Genomic DNA, 20214 nt, shown 5'->3' with positions numbered 1-20214 from the left:
TGATTGACGGCGATAGTTTCGCCTAAGAGCTATTTATTATAACGAACACCCACGCGGTATTGTTCCCAGCCCGCCGTTTAATGGACTAAAGTGTATCTAGTGATCCGTACAGCTAGTCGTGAAAGCAATGTCGGTTCCTGCCAATGGTGTGGAAAGGATATTGACCAAGGCGGTAGGGGACGACCACGTAAGTTTTGCAGCGCCTCGTGCAAACAGCGTGCTTATGAACAAAGAAACAATGTTAGTGGCACGGATATTCCTGCCGATGCAGTAATCTTAAGCCCAGATAAAGTGCAAGGTTTGCGCGACGGCCTTTTTGAATTGCGGTGTTCCGCAGAAGACATTCAAACCGCCGCAGAAGAAGGCGCGAGCGCGGAAGAGCTTTCCAGTCTGTGTGAGGAGCTTATTTCGCTGGCTCGGCGTTTAGAAGGACTTCGATAGTAGATGAAAAAGCTTTTTTATAACCGGAAACTCGTCGTTTCCATCTTCGTGGTTTTAATCCTCGTGCTTACCGCCGTAGCTATCGGCCCGATTGTGTACTCGCTTTTCAAAAGCGGCGGCGTCAAGACGGAGCCCGTGACTGCCGATGGCGCCAAGGCAGCCTCGACTCCGCTCGACGGTTCCTGGTCCGTGGCCAAGGGCCGCGCCGATAACCACACTTCGGTGGGCTTTACCTTCGACGAGGTTCTACCGGCGGAAAGGACGTCCACCTCTGGATCGACCACAGAGGTTACTGGACAGGCGGAGATTTCCGATTCCACGCTGGAATCCGCCACCATTACGGTCAATATGGATGCCCTCACCACGGACAAGAAGGTCCGCGACCAAAACATGAAGTCCAAGCTCTTTAAGACTTCAGACTTCCCAGAGTCTTCCTTCACACTTACTAAGCCCGCCTCGCTTGCCGATGTCCCCGAAGACGGCACCATCGGCTCCGTTAAGCTCACTGGTGACCTCACGATCAAGGATAAAACGCAGGAAATCACCCACGAGTTCGATGTCCTGCGCGACGGTGACGATATCGTCATTGGCGGAGACGTTCCGATCAACCGCCTGGACTACAACGTGGAGACGCCAGACATGCTGGCGGCAAAGGTTGCCGAGGACGGCGAGATCAACCTGCGCATCTCCTTGAATAAGGACTAGACCGTGAATTCTCGACGTTTAATTTCCGTACTGTGGTTCCGCCTCGTAGTCGTCATAGCTTTCTCGATTTTCGTTGCGGTTCAACAGATGTGGCTAGTCACGGCGTTTGCAGCATTGCTAGCCGTATTAACCATCTGGCAGCTGTGGAGCGCCTACAAAAATCAATAGCGTTCCTCTTGTTTTAACGTCACGGTGACTAAATGACGGGGTATAAGTGCGCCAAGGTCCAGCGGCAGGAAAGGCCCGCCTGAAGCGAATCTGCGCCCAATCGGATGTCCGATCCGTCCGAGGTTGTGGCGTGCCGCTTGTCAGGCACCCCACACGAGCCTCGCCGAAACGAATTCTCAAGCACGGCTCACTTCAAGTGATTCAAACTCTGGCCGCTGAGGAGCCGGGCCAACTTGGCCACAGAACCTTCGAGTCTCTCAAGGTCTTAGCGCGCGCCAACAGGTGGGCCAGCCAAACCCCGGACCGAATCCACGAGCCTAAGGGATTATGCTCAAACCACCCTCAACTTAACCTCCATATCTCCATTATTGTCCGATAATGTACATTATGTCATTTTAGATCCATGAACGCCCCTCCCATCGTGCCAAGGCCTTTCATCCAAGAATGGCAAAGCCACTCCGGGCGCAGTTTGTTCCAAATTTACAAATAGTGCCCTTCGAAACGCCCAAATCGGCTCACTATTTGCAAAAACGCATCACGCCATGCCATCGCATCACGCCAGCAGGCCATGCCAGCAAGCCACGCCGGCACACGACACCAAACGTGCACCGCCGAAAGCCAACACATATGCTGGAACTCATGACTATTCAACGCGTTGTCACTAAGCCTTCCCGCGCCGCCCTGTTCCTGGTCTTGGACATTGCGGAAGGCGGCGAGCAAGCCACTCGGGACATGCTCTCCGCATTTGGCGATACCTTCAAGTCCGTCAATTTCCGCCACAATGAGGGCGAGCTGTATACGGTCGTTGGCATCGGTGTGTCCATGTGGCCACGCCTCACCAGCGCTCCCCGGCCGGACAAGCTCAAGGAGTTCGAGCCGCTCGAGGGCGCGTACAAGGCGCCTTCCACGCCCGGCGATATCCTGCTGCATTTCCGCGCGAATACTTATGACCTCTGCCACGAGATGGCGCGCCAGGTCTTGCGTCAGCTGGGCGATGCCGCCACCGTCATCGATGAGACCCAGGGCTTCAAGTACCTGGACCAGCGCGATCTCCTGGGCTTTGTGGACGGCACCGCTAATCCCCTCCCCGAGGAAGCCCTAGAGACAGTGCTGCTTGCCGATGACGCCGATTATCCCCGCGGCTCCTACGTCACTGTGCAAAAATACACGCATGACCTAGATAAGTGGAGCGGCATCAGCACCGAAGAGCAAGAACGCGTTATCGGGCGCACCAAGGCCGATGACGTGGAGCTCGATGAGGATGCACAGCCATCAAATTCCCACGTCGCTCTCAATGACCTCGAGGAAGATATCTACCGCGAGAACATGGTCTTTGGTTCCTTTGCCGCAGGTGAGATGGGTACTTACTTCATCGGATATGCCAAGGACCCAGAAGATATCAACGAGCGTTTGCGCAATATGTTCATCGGCGATCCCGAAGGCAATTATGACCGAATCCTGGACTTCTCCACCGCCCTGACTGGAACGAACTTTTTCGTCCCGAGCGTCGATTTGCTAGACGAATTCGACGAGCTTCCGCACTAAAAGCACTAGAAAGCCTAACGGCGCCCGCCGCGATTGCGGTGGGTCAGGCCGAATTGGACGGAATCGATCATTCCGAGGGTCATGAGCGCCTCGCGAAGTGCGAATTGGAAGGTCCATAACCTGCGGAAAACCGGATCAAAGCCGGCAGCGGCGGCCTCGCGAAGGTGCCCATCAAAAAAGGATCGCTGCTGGCGCAGGGATTCAATATAGTGGCTGCCCACGTGCGTTTCGGACACGATGCGCAGGTGAGAGTTCTTATCTACGAGCCGGTGCACGTCCATAGTCAGCGGATAGTCGAGTCCTGGCCAGATATAGGCTCGCATGGCCTGCAAGGATGCTCGGGCAGCCTCCGACATGGACTCGGTGGCCACGATGGATTGAAAAGCCGCCCGACCGTTTGCGGTAAGGAATCGGTCGAGGACTCGGATATAGGCCTTGCGCTCTCGCTGGCTTAATTGCTCGAACTTTTCCACGCTGATGATCGCATCGTAGTGCCCGCGCCATTGCTTCGGGCTCGGAACAGAATCCGGAATCCGCTCTACGTGGATAGAGTCCTCCGTTCCGGCGAAGACAAGCGCCTCGCGCATCTGGGTGATTTGTTCAACATCGCTGGTCAGGACATCGACAGTGGCGCGGCGTTTGGTAGCGCGTATCGCGGCCTGCATTCCGGCCGCGGGATAGACCAGAAGGTGGGTGCCGGCGCCGGTGCGGGTGGCATCGAGAAGCCAATCCGCCGCCCTACGCTGCGCCTCGCCCAAGTCATCCCGGTCTACGTTGGTGGGTTCGCTCACCGTGGTGACATCGACAAAGTGGCTCTTCGGTTCCCTGCCGCCGGCCTTTGGACTAAAGCTTTCGACCGTTTCCCGGATCGTCGTCGGCACGCCGCTGGAGAAGATCCCGCCAACGTGGCTTAGACCATCGCCAGCATAGAGGCGCACTAGGTCGAGAGGCAGCTCCCCTGGCTCAGAATCGCGCACGCTTACCCCTTGCGGTTTGGGAAGATACCCCACCTGCAGGAGTTTGCCTAAAACTTTCACTAATTGGGTGGAGGATGAGACGGTCCACTCGCCTGCCATATAGCTTTCGGCGAAGCCTAACCATCCGGTGGCGGCGATTCGCTCGAATAATGCATCGTGGCCTATCTTCAAATCGGGGCCGCCAGCAGCATCGAGTTCCAGTTCCAAGCCGGCATTATCGCAGGCCTTGGCGAATTCTGCCTCGGCCCGGCGGGATTTTAGCGCCGCCCAGCGCTGCGATGGCACGGTCGCGATATTGGGCCATGCCTCCGCGTCGATGGAGCGTAGATGCTCGGGGGTGGAAAAACTCATGGTTTGGGGAGCGCTCCTGGGTGCAAGGGTCACGGTTGGGTTTATTTTAGCCAGATTCTGAGCGGTTTCGGTTAAGGCGCTCCGCATGAAAGGAAACCTGAAACGCATGTAAATGGGTATCAAGTATGCACGTTATGTAACGAGCGTTTACACTATACGGGTACTTAAATAAGCTTTCTCGAGGAAGGTCGCATTAATTCCATGACTGATACCCCTTATCGTCCAAACGGAAGCCGTCACCACGTCGTCGTGGTTGGCGGTGGATTCGGCGGTCTTAACACTGTGAAGAAGTTGAAGAACGCCGATGTTGAGATCACCCTCATCGATAAGAAGAACCACCACCTGTTCCAGCCAATGCTCTACCAGGTGGCTACCGGCATGATTTCCGCTGGTGAGGTTGCCCCCTCGACCCGCCAGCTGCTGCGCAACCAGGATAATGTGGACTTTGTCAACGGCAACGTGACCGACATTAACCTGGAGGACCAGACGGTTACCGCCGAGCTCGATGACTTTTCGCGCACCTACTCCTACGACTCCCTCGTGGTTGCCGCTGGTTCCAGCCAGTCGTACTTTGGCAACGACCACTTCGCGGAGTTTGCCCCTGGCATGAAGACCTTGGATGATGCCCTGGAGCTGCGTTCCCGCATCATTTCCGCCTTCGAAAAAGCTGAGCTTACCGATGACCCCGCTGAGCGCGAGCGCCTCCTGACCTTCATCATCGTCGGTGCCGGCCCGACCGGTGTGGAGCTCACCGGCCAGATCGCTGAGTTGGCTAACCGAACGCTTAGCGATGTCTACTCCACCTACGGCACCTCCGCCGCAAAGATTTACCTGCTCGACGGCGCGCCGCAGGTACTCCCTCCGTTTGGCAAGCGCCTCGGCCGCCGTGCTCAGCGCACTTTGGAGAAGGAAGGCGTCAACGTTCGCCTGAACGCCATGGTGACCGATGTCAACGAAGACTCCGTGACCTACAAGAACATGAAGACCGAGGAAGAGGTCACCCTCGAGGGCGCGACCAAGATCTGGTCCGCTGGTGTTTCCGCTTCCCCACTGGGCAAGATGGTCGCTGACCAGGCCGGAGTCGAGGCTGACCGCGCGGGCCGCGTTTCCGTCAACGATGACATGACCGTTGGTGACTTCAACAACGTCTACATCATCGGTGACATGATGTCCCTGAACCGCCTGCCGGGCTTGGCACAGGTGGCAATTCAGGGTGGCGAGCACGTCGCCAAGCTCATCGAGACCAAGGTGGACGAGGAGTCCACGGCCGATGAAAAGGAACCTTTCGAGTACTTCGACAAGGGATCGATGGCCATCGTGACCCGCTTCAATGCCGTTGTGAAGCTGGGCAAGACCGAATTCTCCGGCTTCCCAGGCTGGTTGGCATGGCTGGCCTTGCACCTGACCTACGTCGTTGGTCTACGCAGCCGCTTGGCTGTATTGGTCAACTGGGCGGCTAATATCCTCTCCCGCAACCGGGGCAACCTGGAGATTACTACCCAGCAGCGCATCGCCCGCATCCTTATCGATGAGGCGGAAGAAGAAAAGAACTAAATCCTCCTCGGTACCAGCCGCCGTCCTACTACCCTGCTGCGGGGCTGTGGGCGGCGGCTTTCGTTGTTTTCGTTCCTATTTTCCCATTTTTGTTAGGCTTGGGCATTACAACATGGGGTGCCACGCAGTGGCTGAGATACACCCATTGAACCTGCTCTCAGTTAGAACTAGCGAAGGCATTGTTGTGGATTGTTCATTTCTCCGTGCCCACGATGCGGTGCGCGATACCGCTCCACTTATTCAGTGCTTGACCAATAAGGTCGTCAGCAATATTTCTGCCAATGCGCTATTGGCCATCGGCGCCAGCCCAGCAATGGTAGATACTCCAGATGAGTCGCAAGATTTTGCGAAGATAGCCAGCGGCGTGCTTATCAATTGTGGAACCCCGAATTCCGAGCAATACGGCGGCATGCGAGAGGCAATCGCCGGTGCGACCGCGGCTGGAAACCCGTGGGTCCTCGATCCCGTCGGCGCGGGTGGTCTGCAAAAGCGCACCGAGTTCATGCATGAAGTCTTGCTGCAGCGCCCGACGGCGATTCGCGGCAATGCTTCCGAGATCATAGCCTTGGCCGGAACCGGAGCCGGCGGGCGCGGCGTGGAGTCCACCGATGGCGTGGAGGCGGCTCTGGAACCAGCGCTCAAACTGTCCCGCGATACTGGAGCCGTAATTGCCGTGTCTGGTCCCACGGATCTCATCGTGCAGGCAGGCGAAACGCCGCGTGCGGTAAGCCTCGAGTCTGGACACCCGATGCTGCAAAACGTCATCGGCACGGGTTGTTCGCTGGGCGCCATCTGCGCGGCTTACCTGGCAGCGTGGGAGGATCCATTCACAGCGATCATCGCAGCGCATGCGCATGTGGGGGCCGCAGGCAGCGTTGCCGCGGAGAAATCCACGGCGCCCGGCTCCTTTGCGGTTGCCTGGCTCGATGCGCTGTATGGGCTGTCCACCGATGCAATCGAGGAGCGCATCTCTGCCTCCGAGGTCGCCGACATTGCGGAGCTGTCATGAGCATCGATTGGACACTGTATCTCATCACCGATCCTGAGCTCGCCGGCGGGCGGGACAAGGTCGTTCCCATCGTGCAAGAGGCGGTACGCGGCGGGGCTACCGTCGTGCAATTGCGCGATAAAGAAGCCAGCGACGAGGAGGTCGAGGCTACCGCCCGCGAACTCATGAAGGTCTTAGGCGGCGTACCGCTTTTTATCAATGACCGCGCCGAGGTAGCGGCCAAGGTAGGCTGCCACCTGCACATTGGCCAAAACGATATGGATTTTAACCAAGCACGGGAGCTGCTTGGCCCCGATAAGCTCATCGGGCTTTCGGTGGGCACGCGGGAAGAGCTGGACGCCATTGACCCGCAGGAGGCCCCCGATGTCATTGGCATCGGCCCGGTTCACTCGACGGCGACCAAGAAGAATGCGCCAGCGGGAATCGGTGCCGAGGCCGCCAGGCGCCTTGCCACCGCGGCGCGCGAACGCGGCATCGAGTCCGTCGCCATCGGCGGCATCAAGGCACACAATGCCCACGAACTTTCTGCAAGCGACTTCGCAGGGATCTGCGTGGTCAGCGACATTATGGCTGCCGATGACCCGGCAGCGGCAGCACACAACTTAAAGGAGGCCTACTGTGGCTAAAGGAACCTACCCCCGTATTCTCTCGATTGCTGGAACCGATCCCACAGGCGGAGCCGGCATCCAGGCCGATTTGAAGTCCATCGCCGCCGCGGGCGGGTATGGAATGAGCGTGGTCACCGCGCTGGTGGCCCAAAATACCCAGGGCGTGCGCAGCGTCCACGTCCCGCCGCTGGATTTCCTCCAAGAGCAGCTGGATTCCGTCCGCGAAGACGTAAACATCGATGCCATCAAGATCGGCATGCTTGCCGATGCCCCCATCACCGACCTCGTATCCACGTTCCTCGACCAGATCGACCCGTCCGTCCCCGTGGTCTTGGACCCGGTCATGGTGGCCACCAGTGGCGACCGCCTCTTGGACCCCGCGGCGGAAAAGGCGGTGCGCGAGCTGTGTTCCCGCGCTGATGTCATCACGCCCAACCTCAAGGAGCTGGCCGTCCTGACGCAGACGGAGGAAGCTACGGACTTGGACCGTGCCATCGAGGTGGCTAAGACGTGGGCCGCTGAGGCGGATACGGCGGTCATCGTCAAGGGCGGGCACCTTGACTCGGCGATTGCCGATAACGCCGTGGTCACTGCCGATGGCAAGGTTCACCGCGTGGAATCGGCTCGAGTGCAGACCAAGAATACCCACGGCACGGGCTGCTCCCTCTCCTCTGCCCTAGCAACGCGGCTTGGCGCAGGCGATGAAGTCGCCACCGCCCTAGAGTGGTCCACGGACTGGCTGCACGAGGCGATTGCTAATGCGGATGCGCTGGCCGTCGGCAAAGGCAGCGGGCCGGTAGACCACCTGCACCGCCCGCAGCGCTTGATGCGGGCTGCGTCCTCGGTACCGCTTCCTCACCTGGCTGGGCCTTTGGAAGAGGTGGAAAATCCAGACCAGCCGCGCGTCGCGCCCGCAGGACCGTACACGCAGCGCCTATGGAATATCGCTGCGGATCACTGGGAGCAGGTAAAGGCACTCCCCTTTATTCAGAAGCTGGGTTCAGGTGCACTCGCCAATGAAGCTTTCAGCTTCTACCTCGATCAGGATTCGCAGTACCTGGCGTCCTACTCGAAGGCCCTGGCTCGCCTCGCCAGCCAAGCGCCCGATACCGCGCAGCAATTGCACTGGGCGCAGGGCGCCTACGAATGCCTCGCAGAGGAGGCTGAACTGCACCGCGGGTGGTTGAAGGATTCGGCCACCACGGCCCCGTCGCGGGTCACCAGCGCCTACACGGATTTTCTCATCCGCAGCACACACACGGATGATTACGCCGTCGGCATCGCGGCGGTACTTCCCTGCTACTGGCTGTATGCAGAGGTAGGCCTCCACTTAGCGGAATTCGACTCGCCCGATCACCCCTACCATGCCTGGTTGGAGGTCTACGGCGGCGAAGATTTCCTCGCCGGGGTGCGCGAGAGCATCAAGATTGTGGAGGAAACCTTGGAAAAGGCGGATGAGGCTACCCGGACCCGCGCCGAGCGCGCCTTTATCAGCGCCAGCATCCACGAAGTCGATTTCTTCGACCAAGCGGACCGGCGCTTTTAAAGCCTTAAGCCAATAGGTCCGCGCCAGGCCTAGAAAGTACGGCGACCAAGAAGGTGGAATGCTCCGAAAATAGCTTCATGTCCCAAGAAGAGAACGTGAAGTCAACGCGGTAGCCCACCTTCTGCGCCATATCAAGGAAGTCCTGGAATTCCCATCCGCGGCCTTCCCCAAAGCCGGTGACGAAGCGCCCGCCGGGGGTCAGTGAGTTAAAAATATTTCGCAGGGCTTCCTCGCGGCCGTCCACGGCCAAAAAGCCCATGACGTTTCCCGCAGAAACAGCGAGGTCAAAGGGTCCTTCAGGAACCTCTTCGGTACACAGGTCCCCGACGAACCATTCGCCGTCTGGGAAGTCATGTTCGGCGTGTTCGATCAAAATGGGATCCACGTCGATGCCCACCACGCTGTGTCCGCGGCGCAGCAACTCCCCGCCGACGCGGCCGGTTCCACAGCCGGCGTCGAGGATGGTGGAATTGCGTTCCACCATGGCATCGACAAGCCGGGCCTCCCCATGAATGTCTTTGCCCTGCGCCTCAAGCATCTTCCATTTGCGGGCGAAATTATGGGAGTGGGCGGGATTGGCTTCGGTAACTTCTTTCCACGTAGGCATAGATTCGATTATATTACCCACCGTCGGTGTAAGCTTTACCCGCTGCTTAAAACGTGGCCCGTTTTACTACTTGATTGCGTTACTATCCGCACTACCGTGCAAAGGAGGCTGAAACGATGCCGTCCGTACCCACGCCCTTTAGGGGCCGAAAGAAACCCACGCCTCCTAGTCAGCCTTCCTTCCCACCGGTTCCCGCGGAACGCGCCATCGAGCACTGCCGCGTCTTCGTCGATGGTGAGGCCCTACCCGGCGAGTATTCCGCGCATTCCGCCCTGGAAACCGTGGCGGAATATGGCCGCGGGTTTGTCTGGGTGGGCCTGCATGAGCCCTATGAATCCCAGATGACGAAGATCGCTTCGCAATTTGGCATCCACGAGCTCATCGTGGAAGACGCCGTTATGGCCCACCAGCGACCGAAGCTGGAGCGCTACGATGACCAGCTCTTTGTGGTGGCGCGCTCGGTGAATTACCGCGACCACGATGAGGTAAAAGATAAGCGCCAGATCATTTCTACGGGCGAAATTCAGATGATTATGGGCTCTAACTTCATCATCACCGTCCGCCACGGTGCAAAGCTGCCTAACTTGGCCTACACAGTCGAAGACGAGCAGGACTTGGTGGAGCTCGGCCCCGTCGCCATGGCCTGGAAGATCCTGGACATGATGGTTGACCGCTACTCCGAGGTCGCGCGCCTAATTAGCGATGAAGTCGATGAACTCGAAGAGGAAATCTTTACCCCCAACCTCAAATTCGACGTCGACCGCATATATATGTTCAAGCGCGAAGTCTTGGAAATGAAGCACGCCATTTACCCGCTGTCTGCGGCGTTAAAGGCGATGGTTTCGGATCACAAGGACCTCATCTCTAAGCAGATCCGGTCCTACCTGCGCGATGTCTATGACCACGAGCTCGTGGTCAATGACTTGGTGGCTAGCTTCGATGAACGCTTGACCTCGCTTATTGATGCCTCGGTGGCCAAGGTCACCATGCAGCAAAACTCCGATATGCGCACCATCTCCGCGGTCGTCGGCATGTGGGCCGCGCCGACCCTAGTCGCCGGTATTTACGGCATGAACTTCGATATCATGCCGGAACTGCACTGGGCTTTTGGCTATCCCATGGCAATCATCATCATGGTCGCTGTCGTGGGCGGCCTGTGGGCGTGGTTCCGGAAGAACCACTGGCTCTAGCTGCGCTCAGCCATAATCATGGTGCGCAGCGTGGTGCGTGCAACTAGGGTGTCTCCTTGGCACATTTCTACGCTCCACACGTGGGTCCGCGTGCCCAATTGAATGGGGGTGGCCACAGCTTCTAGCTCGCCCTCACCTGTCGCCTTGATGAAGTCCGTGGAGTTATTGACCCCCATCGCTGGGGCATCGGCAGCCGCGACGCTGGCAAGGGAGGCCACCGTTTCCGCGATGGTGCAATATAGCCCGCCATTCGCCACGCCCCACGGTTGGTGGTGCTGAGGGGTCACGGTGAGGTGTGCGCGGGCCTCGGTCGGGCCCACGCGGTCGAAGGTGAGCCCGATGAACTCAGCAAGCCCGCCGTTAACCGAATTTAGTTTCTCCAGTTCCTCCTCGTTGAGCAGGCGCGTATGCGCGGTATGGAGTAAGTCATTGAGTATCTGGGTATCTGACATAGCCTTCAAGCTTAGCCGCCAGCGCGGCGAAAGTGAGGCGGTGACGTAGGATAGGCACCATGACTGAAAAGAACGAACTCGCGCACATTGGTGTTGTCGGCCTAGCGGTAATGGGCTCCAATCTAGCCCGCAACTTTGCCCGCAATGGCAATACCGTCGCCGTCTATAATCGCAGCCCAGAAAAGACCCACGCCCTCATTGAGGCCCACGGCGACGAAGGAAACTTTATTCCTTCCGAGTCCATCGCGGATTTCGTGGCTTCCTTGGAGCGCCCCCGCAAGGCCATCATCATGGTGCAGGCGGGCAAGGCCACCGATGCGGTCATTGACCAGCTTGCCGATGCCATGGATGACGGCGATATCATCATCGATGGCGGCAACGCGCTGTTTACGGATACCATTCGCCGCGAAAAGGAAGTGGCCGAGCGCGGCAAGCACTTCGTGGGCGCTGGCATTTCCGGCGGCGAGGAAGGCGCCTTGAACGGCCCGTCCATCATGCCCGGTGGGCCGGCCGAGTCTTGGGAGACCCTGGGCCCCATCTTGGAATCCATCGCGGCCGAGGTGGACGGTACTCCGTGCGTGACCCACATCGGACCGAATGGCGCCGGTCACTTCGTCAAAATGGTCCACAACGGCATCGAGTACGCTGATATGCAGGTCATCGGCGAGGCCTACCAGCTGCTGCGCTACGGCGCTGGCATGGAACCTGCCGAGATTGCGGAGATTTTCAAGGAATGGAACTCCGGCGACCTAGACTCTTACCTCATTGAGATCACCGCCGAGGTATTGGCCCAGAAGGACCCGGATACGGGCGCCCCGCTTGTCGATGTCATCTTGGACGCCGCCGGCCAGAAAGGTACCGGCCGGTGGACCGCTATCAACGGCCTCGAATTGGGCGTGCCAATTACCGGCATCGCCGAGTCCGTCTTTGCCCGCGCACTGTCTTCTTCGAGCCAGCAGCGCGCCGCCGCGCAGGAGGGACAGCTTCCAGCAGGCACGAACGCGGACTTCGACATCGACAAGGATGCGTTCATCGAAGACGTTCGCCGTGCGTTGTATGCCGCCAAGCTCATCGCCTACTCCCAGGGCTTCGATGAGATCAAGGCTGGTTCCGCCGAATTCGGTTGGGATGTCGATCCGCGCGACCTAGCAACCATCTGGCGCGGCGGCTGCATCATCCGCGCTAAGTTCTTGGACCGCATCCGCGAGGCATTTGATACCAATCCAGAGCTTCCCGCCCTCATCCTGGATCCCTACTTCAAGGGTGAGCTGGAAGACCTCATCGAACCGTGGCGCCGCGTCGTCGTCGCTGCAACCCAGATGGGCCTGCCGGCTCCGGTCTTTGCCTCCTCGCTGTCATACTACGACAGCCTGCGCACCACCCGCCTGCCCGCCGCCCTTATCCAGGGCCAGCGCGACTTCTTTGGTGCGCACACCTTCAAGCGCACCGACAAGCCCGGCACCTTCCACGTCGAGTGGTCCGGCGATCGCAGCCTGACGCAGACGGATTAAGCGCTGCATATAAAAAGGGAGGACCTGGAGTTAGACCAAGCCGAGCCACGCCCAATAGGTGGCAGAGAGCAGCAGGATGAGCAGGTATCCGACGATGGTCAGCGGGATACCGGAGCGAAGGAATTGCTTGGTGCTAAAGGCGCCGGTGCCATAGGCCAGCATATTTTGCGGTGCCGAGACAGGGAGCAAGAACCCGAAGCAGATGACGAATTGCTGGATGACCACGAAGCCGATGCCGCCGTTGGGCACATCCAGTGTGGCGGCCAAGGCGATAAAGACCGGGATGAGCGCGGAGGCCAGCGAGGTAGCAGAGGCAAAGCCCAAGTGGATGAGGATATTAAATAGCGATACCAATGCAATAGTTGCCAGAATCGGCAGCGAATCCAGCCCCATAAGCCCAAAGGTCTTTTCTGATAACCACGTGGCAGCGCCCGTATCCAGCAGGAACGAGCCGAGGGAAATGCCAATGGCAAAGACGATGAGGGTACCCCAGCTCACGGATTTTTGCGCTTCTGGCCAGGTAAACACGCCGATCTTCGGTAACAGCATCAGGGCAACGGCCACCGCGGTAATGACGGCCGAGCTAATCGGGTGCAGCAGTCCCTCCGTGGCCCAGAAGAAGAGCAGGAGGAGGGAAAATCCGATGAGCCTTTTCTCTTCCGGTGAGGTGGGCCCGAGGTCCTCTAGTTGCTTGGCGATGAGCTCCTTTCCTCCCTCAATGCGTTCCGTTTCCGGTTTGATGACGGCTCGCATGATGAAGTACAGCGCAATGGACATCAGGATGGACCAGGGCGCAGCCCAGATGAACCATTGGCCCCACGAGACCGACTGCCCCATTTGATCCTCGATAAAGCCCACCGCCACGAGGTTTTGGGCGGCGGCGGTCTTAATGCCCACATTCCAGATCGATACGGCCTGCGCTGCGGTAATGACGAGCAAGGCGCCCAGCTTTGACTCATAGGACAGGCCGAAGGCGGCTACCATACCGAGCAAGATGGGCACTACGGCGCCTGCACGCGCGGTGGCAGAGGGAACGAAGAACGCCAAGATGATGGCAATCGCAATGGCGCCGATAACGATGTGGGAGGTCTTCTCCCCCGCGATCTTCAGCACGTACAGCGCAATCCGTTTATGCAGGCCCGTAGCCTGCATCGCTCCGGCCAAGATTAGCGCCGCGGCCACAAGCGCTACCGCAGACGAGGAAAATCCTGCCATCGCGACCTTGAGGGCGTTGGAGGTGCCGTAGATACCATCGGATTCTGGATCCGGCCCGAGCCCCAAAAGTAGGGAGATAAGGCCGACGATCAGCAAGGCGCTCACCGGATAGCTCACGGCCTCGGTCACCCACATGATCACCGCAAAGGCCAGCATGCCTAGGGCCACTTTAGCGGGCCAGTCGAGTCCCGGAATCGGGATAAGTAAGACGACCGCTAGGGCCAGGAAGGCCAGCGCGAACCACACGGCATCAAGGTGAAATTTCTCCTTCTTCGTGGGTTCTGTAGATTCCTGCGGCGAGGAGTGGGAAGAAGAACTGGCTGCGGTTGCTTGTGCTTGAGCCATGGAGACGACTCCTTAACAGTTCGGTGTGGCCCTTGGAGGGGGGCCGGTGAGTGGAGGAATAAATCTTGCGTGCTTCCCAGCACCACCTTCCACGTTAGGTAATAACCAGTGAAATACCTAAAGTAGGGACCTATTTTTGCTATGGGATTTCTCACTTGTACGGTGGTCCACCAATCGTGCGCTGCCCGATGCAGGATTTTGCGCACCCACCGGTTAGAATTGCCCAACGATGACTACTTTTGCCGAACTCGGCTTACCTCAGCGCGTGGTTCACGTTCTACACAACCAAGGAATCACGGAAGCATTTCCCATCCAAGCCGCAGCCATCCCGGATGTACTCGCAGGCAAAGACGTACTTGGCCGCGGGCCTACCGGTTCCGGAAAGACCTTTACCTTTGGGCTTCCCACATTGGCCCGATTGGCTGGCTCGGGGGCCTCTACCCCGGGCCAGCCCCGCGCGGTCGTGCTCGCCCCCACCCGCGAGTTAGCGACGCAGATCCAGCAACGCCTCGATGAACCCGCCGCCGCATTAGGGCTGCGCGTTCTCGCGGTGGTCGGCGGCGTCAATATCAACCACCACATCCGCTCTCTGGCGCGTCCAGTGGACCTCTTAGTCGCCACACCTGGTCGCGCTCAGGATCTCATCGCACAAGGCAAGTTGTCCTTTGACAAGGTACAGATCACTACCTTGGATGAGGCAGACCAGATGGCCGATATGGGGTTTCTTCCCCAGGTGCGCAAGCTTTTAAACTACACCCCACCCACCGGTCAGCGGCTGCTTTTTTCTGCGACCCTCGATGGGGATGTTAATAAGCTGGTCGAGCAATTCCTGCACGATCCCGTGATCCACTCCACGGCTCCCGTCGCCGCAGCGGTGGATTCGATGTCGCACCACCTGTTTTTCGTGGGTGATCGCCCCGCTCGCAACGAGGTGGTTATGCGCATCGCCGCGCGCGCAGGCAAGACCATCATGTTCATGCGTACCAAGCACGGCGTGGATAGGCAGGTGAAAAAGCTTCGGCGTGCCGGCATTAACGCTTATCCACTGCACGGGGATAAGGGCCAGGGCGCGCGCACCCGCGCCATTTCTGGCTTTGCCGATGGCTCCATTCCAGTCCTGGTTGCCACCGATATCGCGGCGCGCGGCATCGATATTGCAGACGTTTCACTCGTCGTCCACGTGGATCCGCCTGCAGAACACAAGGCCTACCTCCACCGCGCAGGGCGTACTGCGCGCGGCGGCGCAACAGGCACGGTGGTTACCTTGGTCACTGATGAACAGCGCTCAGAGGTAGCTGCCCTCATCAAGAAGGCCGGTGTGAGCGCTACCGAACACGATATTTCCCACCGCGAAAATCCGGCCGGTGCTCCTGAGCTGCGCACGGTCACCGGCGCCCGCAAGCCGCACGGACCGGCCCTTCCACCGCCGGGCCAAGACGGGTCTAACGGCGCGGGCCAGCAACAAAAGAAACAATCCCCACGCCAACAAAAGCGGCAGGTTGGTGGTGTCAGGAGGGGTAAGGGGCGGCGTCGCTAAGCGCTAGCACAATAGAAAGGAGGAGACGCCCGTGCAGGTTTTATCTACCGCTGACTGGACAACCCGCATGAATGAGCACGAACGGCGGGCGGCGGACCGACTGGAGAGGTTTCGCCATCCGGGCAGCTATCATCCCGTATTTGATTTCCTCTTTGAGTATTACCCTGTCCGCCCGTCGCACCTAAAGCGCTGGCACCCGGGCATTGACACGGCGCTCGAGGGTAACGCGCCGCAGGCTAGCTGGCGCGATTACCACGAGACTGCGGACGGCATCACCGTGGACGTGGAGTCCTATATGCAACGCCGCGGGAGTTCGATTGACTATATTTTGGATCTGCTGCGGCGCTCTGCCACCAACCCGGTGCACTTTGATTGCTTTGGTCTGCATGAATGGGCGATGGTTTACCACACCGATTCCCCACGCCATGATCTCCCGCTGCGCTTAGGCGCAGAAGGAACCAACCGCGTCGTTAATACTCATTCCCTAAAGTGCTCGCATTATGATGCGTTCCGTTTCTTTACCCCGCCCGCGCGTCCGCTCAACTTGACGGTACTCAACCGTGAGGATCAACCGGCCAACGACCAGGCAGCCTGCGTGCACGTGACCATGGATCTTTATAAATGGGCGTGGAAGCTCGGCCCCCTGGTCCCAGGTGATCTCTTCCTCGATTGCCTGGATCTGGCTATCGATGCCCGCATCCTTGACATGGAGGCCTCCCCGTACGATTGCCGTAACTGGGGCCTTGGGGTAGTTCCTATTGAAACACCAGAGGGCAAGGCGACGTATGTCAATCGTCAACGGGGCCTCGCGCAGCGAGCGCAACCGCTGCGCGAGCGGCTTGTCGCAGTAATGGAAAGGGCTTATTGCCAGTTACACTAGATTAAACGCATCATGCGCTGGCTCGGGAGTTTTGGAGAAAGGCACTACATGGCACGGCACTCAAACGGGGAAAACAGATTCGCACTAGCTGGCTGGGTTATCGCGGTTATCATCATCGCAATCCTTGCCGTCATCGCACCGTTGATTTTCCTGTTGCGCGCTGGGGATGACTCTGGAGAGCCTACGGCCGCAGAAACCGCGTCCCAATCCCCTGTGGAAAGCAGCCCAGGAGTCTCCTCCTCCGCTCCGAGTACGCCGGACGATGGCGAAGAGGGCAAAGAGGCTTCGGGCTCGGCTTCCTCTTCCACCGTGGAGATGGCCCCCAATACTCTCCTGCTCGTTGATACTTCTGCGAATATGACCGCGATGTTTGATGCAACGCAACAGGCGCTATCTGGCACCGCGGAAAAATTGAGTGACAACAATAGCCAGGTAGCCTTGTGGAACTATTCGTCCCCCATTTCGGAGGCCGCGTCGGTGGGTTACCGCGATAACCTCGGATTCGGCAATGGCCCTGCGGTGCCGAAGACGCTCGCGGCATTCGGCACCGGTGGGGTGCCGCAATCGCGCAGCGCCACAATTGCCGCGCTGAACACCGCTGCGGATCAGGCCGCCGGTACCAACCGGAAGGCACGGGTGGTCCTCGTGACAACGGGCACCGAGCTCGATATGGACGATGCCCAGTTTGCCGCCGCTCTTGACGGCGCGAAGTCAGACAACGTAGAGCTATCCGTCGTCCACGTGGGCCCAGGGGCTATCGATGAACAGCTAAAGAACGCCGCTGACAACTTCACTAGCGTCGATGCGGGTACGCAGGAGGACCTCAACGCCGCGATGGATAAGGCCGCTGGGGTTTAAACAAAAAAGTTCTCCCTCCACCCCCGTGAGCTGGGGTCTGGAGGGAGAACTTATTAAGAGGACTTAGGAACTCTTGCGGTTGCGGCGAGCGGCGAGCTCATCCAAGCCAACCACGTTGTCATCGGGCAATTCCTCGATGCGCTCTGCGGGGAAGGACGTAATCGTGCCGGACAGTTCCTTCAAGATTCCCGGCACTGCGATGCCGAAGACACCCTGCCCGCCGGCGAGAAGGTCAATGACCTCATCATTGGAGCGGCACTCGTACACGGTAGTGCCATCAGAGACGAGGGTGAGCTCAGCCAAATCGTTAACGCCGCGGTCATGCAACGATTCCACGGCCAAACGGATATTCTGCAGGGAAATGCCGGTGTCGAGCAGGCGCTTGACAATCTTGAGGACCAAGACGTCCTTGAAAGAATAAAGGCGCTGTGAACCCGAGCCGCGGGCGGTGCGAATGGAGGGATTGACCAAGTTGGTGCGTGCCCAGTAGTCCAACTGGCGATAGGTGATGCCAGCAACCTGGCAGGCGATGGGCACGCGGTACCCCACTTCTTCGTCCGGTCCCACATCAAAGAGGGATTCTTGGACGTACTGGGACTCGGACTGAGTGTCCTCGGTGATGCTCACGTAATTACTCCAATGGGGTTTGTTGGAAGTTCTAAAGATCAATTAAATGCCAAGCGCACACCCCCGTCAAGCGGTGCTTGCTTAACCTTCGAGTACAACTTTAGACTTTAAAAACCACATTGTCACCATTAGTCACACGCGTGTCATTAATTTTTTCCGTCTTCTTCCCCCGTATGAAAATCGGATTCATCCATGCCGAGGCTGCGCATCATCTCTTCAAAATCGGCATCGGCCTGCGCGTTTCCAGATGCAGAGGTGCTTTCCCCAGCGGAAGTGGCATCGCTATCTCGCCCCTCCTCGGTGGGGGTAGGAAGCTCAAGGTCGAAATATTCCTTGATGTCCTCCTCGCTGGCGAAAACGGATACCTGCGCCAAGAGCGCAGACTCGGCAACAATGGGAACCTTAAAGTGGTCAGCTACCGCCAAGGCATCGCTTACACGGGCATCAAAAACCTCGCCTTGCGCAGACTGAATATCCACCATGAAGGTGCCTTGGTGGTGATTGACAATCTCGATGGCGTCGACGCCACCTGCAGCCTCTAGAACCTCACAGAGAAGATCGTGGGTCGTTGGGCAGTTCGGGCGCTGGTCAGCAAAAACAGCGGCCAATTGGATTCCGTCTACGGCTGAGAGCCAGACGGGAATGAGGCGATTCTCTTCGGGCCACCGCAGCAGCGCGCACACATCATCTTCTGGCCCTAGCTGGTGAATGCCGTGAAATTCAAGGGTTACATCACTCATAGCTACCACTCTCCCACACGGGAGGCGGCCATGGTGAGTTAGGCGTTAAATTCGTGGCGCAAATCCGTCTTTACCAGGGTGGCGTGCAAAGAAACTACTAACGCCGTCATCTGCTGGGAGAGCTCTTCTGCCTGCTGGTGCGCGGTATCGGAATTCGAGTGCGCCACGGGGGCCGCAACCTGCGAAATCAAATCTGCTTGGCGGCGTGCGCTATTGCGCAGGGACTTCAGCTGGCTAGCGCTAAAGCCGAAGGCCTGCAACGCTACCGCGGCAGAAGCAATGGCCACGTCGTCGGTATTGAAAAATCCCGCGGCATCCGGCTTAATGAGCTTGTCCTTGATAAAGGTGGCAATATCCGCCTCGGATGCTCCGGCTTGCTCTGCTACCTCGGCATCGGTCAAGCGCGTTACCGCGGGTGCTTTGAACTGTTGCGGGGACAGCAAGGTCTCCGCATTGCCAGCAGAAACAATGGCGGTGACCTGGCCAGAATCCATCGCTTCCAGCTGCTCGCGGATAACCTTAAGCGGGGTGTAATTATCCCGCTGGGTGGTCAAGATATAGCGCAACCTATCCACGTCTTCCTGCGTGAACCGGCGGTAGCCGGAGGCAGTGCGCTGGGGAGAAATTAGCCCCTCTGACTCGAGGAAGCGGATTTTAGACACAGTGACATCAGGGAACTGCTGATTCAGCGTTTCTAAGACCACGCCAATGGACATGGTCTTAGCCTTCTTCGTGTTCGGGCTTTTGCGGCGAGCTGATGCCGCCGCGGATTCTGCTGCGCTCACTGTGTCTATCTCTTTAAAAGTGTCTCAGTAGTCGTTGGATATAAAAATTGGATATAAAAAGGAGACTAAACCGCTTTAACCAAGTACGGCAAAACGGCTTGTCTGCTGCGGTTTTAGTCCTGCTTGGTGATGAAGACGAGGCGGAATTTACCGATCTGAATCTCATCTCCCACCTCGAGCACCTGCGAGTTACGCGGCTCGCGGTTGACGTAGGTGCCGTTCAGGGATCCCACGTCTACTACCTCGAATTGGCCGTCATCATTCTTGCGGAATTCAGCGTGGCGGCGGGAGACGGTGACATCATCCAGGAAGATATCTGCCTCTGGGTGGCGCCCTGCCGTGGTGGTGTCCTGATCCAGCAGGAAGCGGGCACCGGCATTGGAGCCGCGCTTGACCACAAGCAACGCCTGGCCGTCCTCCAAGTTTTCCGTACCTACCGCAGAGGTCTCGGTTCCCTTGGTGCCATTTTCCATTTCCTTGAGCAGGTCAGCGCGGAATACAGAGGTGGTCTCCACCTGTGGTTCCGGGGTTGCGGTGTTCTCGCTCATTGTTACCTCCGGGGA

Annotated in this window: 20 protein-coding genes and 1 riboswitch; of the genes, 12 read left to right on the top strand and 8 right to left on the bottom strand. The window is 58.5% G+C overall.

Features of this window, described 5'->3' with window-relative positions; genetic code table 11:
• Nucleotides 1-99: 99 nt before the first annotated feature.
• From ABRP64_RS04220 to ABRP64_RS04210, 3 genes are all read left to right on the top strand, one after another.
• A complete protein-coding gene (locus ABRP64_RS04220; protein WP_042403724.1) occupies nucleotides 100-441 on the top strand; it encodes a hypothetical protein in 342 nt (113 codons plus the stop codon).
• Between the two features lie 3 nt (nucleotides 442-444).
• Nucleotides 445-1146: a YceI family protein gene (locus tag ABRP64_RS04215; RefSeq protein ID WP_239268093.1), complete on the top strand. Its 702-nt coding sequence runs from the start codon at nucleotides 445-447 to the stop codon at nucleotides 1144-1146.
• 807 nt (nucleotides 1147-1953) lie between these two features.
• Entirely contained in the window at nucleotides 1954-2859 is a 906-nt protein-coding gene (locus tag ABRP64_RS04210; RefSeq protein ID WP_349865540.1) for a Dyp-type peroxidase, read from the top strand.
• Between the two features lie 14 nt (nucleotides 2860-2873).
• Here ABRP64_RS04210 and ABRP64_RS04205 read toward each other — a convergent pair whose 3' ends face one another.
• Nucleotides 2874-4187 carry a class I SAM-dependent methyltransferase gene (locus tag ABRP64_RS04205; protein ID WP_349838782.1) on the bottom strand — a complete coding sequence of 438 codons (1314 nt, stop codon included), beginning with the start codon at nucleotides 4185-4187 and terminating at the stop codon, nucleotides 2874-2876.
• Nucleotides 4188-4388: 201 nt separating this feature from the next.
• Between ABRP64_RS04205 and ABRP64_RS04200 the strand changes: the two genes are divergently transcribed.
• From ABRP64_RS04200 to ABRP64_RS04185, 4 genes are all read left to right on the top strand, one after another.
• Nucleotides 4389-5741, top strand: coding sequence for an NAD(P)/FAD-dependent oxidoreductase (locus ABRP64_RS04200; RefSeq protein WP_349865538.1), 1353 nt, complete (start codon nucleotides 4389-4391; stop codon nucleotides 5739-5741).
• Between the two features lie 103 nt (nucleotides 5742-5844).
• Nucleotides 5845-5938, top strand: a riboswitch (TPP riboswitch).
• Entirely contained in the window at nucleotides 5926-6750 is an 825-nt protein-coding gene (thiM, locus tag ABRP64_RS04195) for a hydroxyethylthiazole kinase (RefSeq protein ID WP_349865536.1), read from the top strand. Its footprint overlaps the riboswitch before it by 13 nt.
• Nucleotides 6747-7376 carry a thiamine phosphate synthase gene (gene thiE / locus ABRP64_RS04190; protein WP_284782822.1) on the top strand — a complete coding sequence of 210 codons (630 nt, stop codon included), beginning with the start codon at nucleotides 6747-6749 and terminating at the stop codon, nucleotides 7374-7376. Before thiM ends, thiE begins: the two co-directional genes overlap by 4 nt.
• On the top strand, nucleotides 7369-8904 hold the full coding sequence (locus tag ABRP64_RS04185) for a bifunctional hydroxymethylpyrimidine kinase/phosphomethylpyrimidine kinase (protein WP_349865534.1): 1536 nt from the start codon (nucleotides 7369-7371) through the stop codon (nucleotides 8902-8904). The genes thiE and ABRP64_RS04185 overlap by 8 nt, the downstream gene beginning before the upstream one ends.
• A gap of 4 nt (nucleotides 8905-8908) precedes the next feature.
• On the opposite strand, the gene ABRP64_RS04180 is transcribed toward ABRP64_RS04185, so the two are convergent.
• Nucleotides 8909-9511 (bottom strand): class I SAM-dependent methyltransferase, encoded by a 603-nt coding sequence (locus ABRP64_RS04180; protein WP_126319020.1) that lies wholly within the window; start codon nucleotides 9509-9511, stop codon nucleotides 8909-8911.
• A gap of 116 nt (nucleotides 9512-9627) precedes the next feature.
• Here ABRP64_RS04180 and corA point away from each other — a divergent pair, with 116 nt between their 5' ends.
• Nucleotides 9628-10701: a magnesium/cobalt transporter CorA gene (corA, locus tag ABRP64_RS04175; protein ID WP_284637338.1), complete on the top strand. Its 1074-nt coding sequence runs from the start codon at nucleotides 9628-9630 to the stop codon at nucleotides 10699-10701.
• Here corA and ABRP64_RS04170 read toward each other — a convergent pair.
• Nucleotides 10698-11153: a PaaI family thioesterase gene (locus tag ABRP64_RS04170; protein WP_284796144.1), complete on the bottom strand. Its 456-nt coding sequence runs from the start codon at nucleotides 11151-11153 to the stop codon at nucleotides 10698-10700. The genes corA and ABRP64_RS04170 overlap by 4 nt on opposite strands.
• 59 nt (nucleotides 11154-11212) lie before the next feature.
• On the opposite strand from ABRP64_RS04170, the gene gnd reads away from it, so the two are divergent.
• A complete protein-coding gene (gene gnd / locus ABRP64_RS04165) occupies nucleotides 11213-12664 on the top strand; it encodes an NADP-dependent phosphogluconate dehydrogenase (RefSeq protein WP_349865533.1) in 1452 nt (483 codons plus the stop codon).
• A gap of 30 nt (nucleotides 12665-12694) precedes the next feature.
• On the opposite strand, the gene ABRP64_RS04160 is transcribed toward gnd, so the two are convergent.
• Nucleotides 12695-14224: an SLC13 family permease gene (locus tag ABRP64_RS04160; RefSeq protein WP_349865531.1), complete on the bottom strand. Its 1530-nt coding sequence runs from the start codon at nucleotides 14222-14224 to the stop codon at nucleotides 12695-12697.
• A 229-nt stretch (nucleotides 14225-14453) separates the two neighbouring features.
• Between ABRP64_RS04160 and ABRP64_RS04155 the strand changes: the two genes are divergently transcribed.
• The 3 genes from ABRP64_RS04155 (at nucleotide 14454) to ABRP64_RS04145 (ending at nucleotide 17499) form a co-directional block, all read left to right on the top strand.
• Nucleotides 14454-15761 (top strand): DEAD/DEAH box helicase, encoded by a 1308-nt coding sequence (locus ABRP64_RS04155; RefSeq protein WP_349865529.1) that lies wholly within the window; start codon nucleotides 14454-14456, stop codon nucleotides 15759-15761.
• A 67-nt stretch (nucleotides 15762-15828) separates the two neighbouring features.
• Nucleotides 15829-16641, top strand: coding sequence for a 3-methyladenine DNA glycosylase (locus ABRP64_RS04150; protein ID WP_502880511.1), 813 nt, complete (start codon nucleotides 15829-15831; stop codon nucleotides 16639-16641).
• A 48-nt stretch (nucleotides 16642-16689) separates the two neighbouring features.
• Complete coding sequence (locus ABRP64_RS04145) at nucleotides 16690-17499, top strand: vWA domain-containing protein (RefSeq protein WP_296089249.1); 810 nt, start codon at nucleotides 16690-16692, stop codon at nucleotides 17497-17499.
• A 63-nt stretch (nucleotides 17500-17562) separates the two neighbouring features.
• Here ABRP64_RS04145 and ABRP64_RS04140 read toward each other — a convergent pair whose 3' ends face one another.
• From ABRP64_RS04140 to odhI, 4 genes are all read right to left on the bottom strand, one after another.
• Nucleotides 17563-18126: a MerR family transcriptional regulator gene (locus ABRP64_RS04140; protein ID WP_005282882.1), complete on the bottom strand. Its 564-nt coding sequence runs from the start codon at nucleotides 18124-18126 to the stop codon at nucleotides 17563-17565.
• 146 nt (nucleotides 18127-18272) lie between these two features.
• Complete coding sequence (locus tag ABRP64_RS04135; protein ID WP_349865528.1) at nucleotides 18273-18866, bottom strand: bifunctional nuclease family protein; 594 nt, start codon at nucleotides 18864-18866, stop codon at nucleotides 18273-18275.
• 38 nt (nucleotides 18867-18904) lie between these two features.
• Entirely contained in the window at nucleotides 18905-19651 is a 747-nt protein-coding gene (gene ftsR, locus ABRP64_RS04130) for a transcriptional regulator FtsR (RefSeq protein WP_023030770.1), read from the bottom strand.
• A 113-nt stretch (nucleotides 19652-19764) separates the two neighbouring features.
• Nucleotides 19765-20199 carry an oxoglutarate dehydrogenase inhibitor Odhl gene (gene odhI / locus ABRP64_RS04125; protein WP_284796150.1) on the bottom strand — a complete coding sequence of 145 codons (435 nt, stop codon included), beginning with the start codon at nucleotides 20197-20199 and terminating at the stop codon, nucleotides 19765-19767.
• Between the last annotated feature and the right edge of the window lie 15 nt (nucleotides 20200-20214).

It is taken from the genome of Corynebacterium sp. KPL4015, from assembly GCF_040225725.1.
GTDB classification, from domain to species: Bacteria; Actinomycetota; Actinomycetes; order Mycobacteriales; family Mycobacteriaceae; genus Corynebacterium; species Corynebacterium rhinophilum.
Note: the sequence above shows the minus strand (reverse complement) of the source record. Positions and strands in the feature narration are given on the sequence as shown.

Excerpts from the sequence above, each read along its gene's own strand:
- ABRP64_RS04215 (WP_239268093.1), top strand. The coding sequence starts at position 445 with ATGAAAAAGCTTTTTTATAACCGGAAACTCGTCGTTTCCATCTTCGTG.
- ABRP64_RS04210 (WP_349865540.1), top strand. The coding sequence starts at position 1,954 with ATGACTATTCAACGCGTTGTCACTAAGCCTTCCCGCGCCGCCCTGTTC.
- ABRP64_RS04205 (WP_349838782.1), bottom strand. The coding sequence starts at position 4,187 with ATGAGTTTTTCCACCCCCGAGCATCTACGCTCCATCGACGCGGAGGCA.
- ABRP64_RS04200 (WP_349865538.1), top strand. The coding sequence starts at position 4,389 with ATGACTGATACCCCTTATCGTCCAAACGGAAGCCGTCACCACGTCGTC.
- thiE (WP_284782822.1), top strand. The coding sequence starts at position 6,747 with ATGAGCATCGATTGGACACTGTATCTCATCACCGATCCTGAGCTCGCC.
- ABRP64_RS04180 (WP_126319020.1), bottom strand. The coding sequence starts at position 9,511 with ATGCCTACGTGGAAAGAAGTTACCGAAGCCAATCCCGCCCACTCCCAT.
- corA (WP_284637338.1), top strand. The coding sequence starts at position 9,628 with ATGCCGTCCGTACCCACGCCCTTTAGGGGCCGAAAGAAACCCACGCCT.
- ABRP64_RS04170 (WP_284796144.1), bottom strand. The coding sequence starts at position 11,153 with ATGTCAGATACCCAGATACTCAATGACTTACTCCATACCGCGCATACG.
- gnd (WP_349865533.1), top strand. The coding sequence starts at position 11,213 with ATGACTGAAAAGAACGAACTCGCGCACATTGGTGTTGTCGGCCTAGCG.
- ABRP64_RS04160 (WP_349865531.1), bottom strand. The coding sequence starts at position 14,224 with ATGGCTCAAGCACAAGCAACCGCAGCCAGTTCTTCTTCCCACTCCTCG.
- ABRP64_RS04155 (WP_349865529.1), top strand. The coding sequence starts at position 14,454 with ATGACTACTTTTGCCGAACTCGGCTTACCTCAGCGCGTGGTTCACGTT.
- ABRP64_RS04150 (WP_502880511.1), top strand. The coding sequence starts at position 15,829 with ATGAATGAGCACGAACGGCGGGCGGCGGACCGACTGGAGAGGTTTCGC.
- ABRP64_RS04145 (WP_296089249.1), top strand. The coding sequence starts at position 16,690 with ATGGCACGGCACTCAAACGGGGAAAACAGATTCGCACTAGCTGGCTGG.
- ABRP64_RS04135 (WP_349865528.1), bottom strand. The coding sequence starts at position 18,866 with ATGAGTGATGTAACCCTTGAATTTCACGGCATTCACCAGCTAGGGCCA.
- odhI (WP_284796150.1), bottom strand. The coding sequence starts at position 20,199 with ATGAGCGAGAACACCGCAACCCCGGAACCACAGGTGGAGACCACCTCT.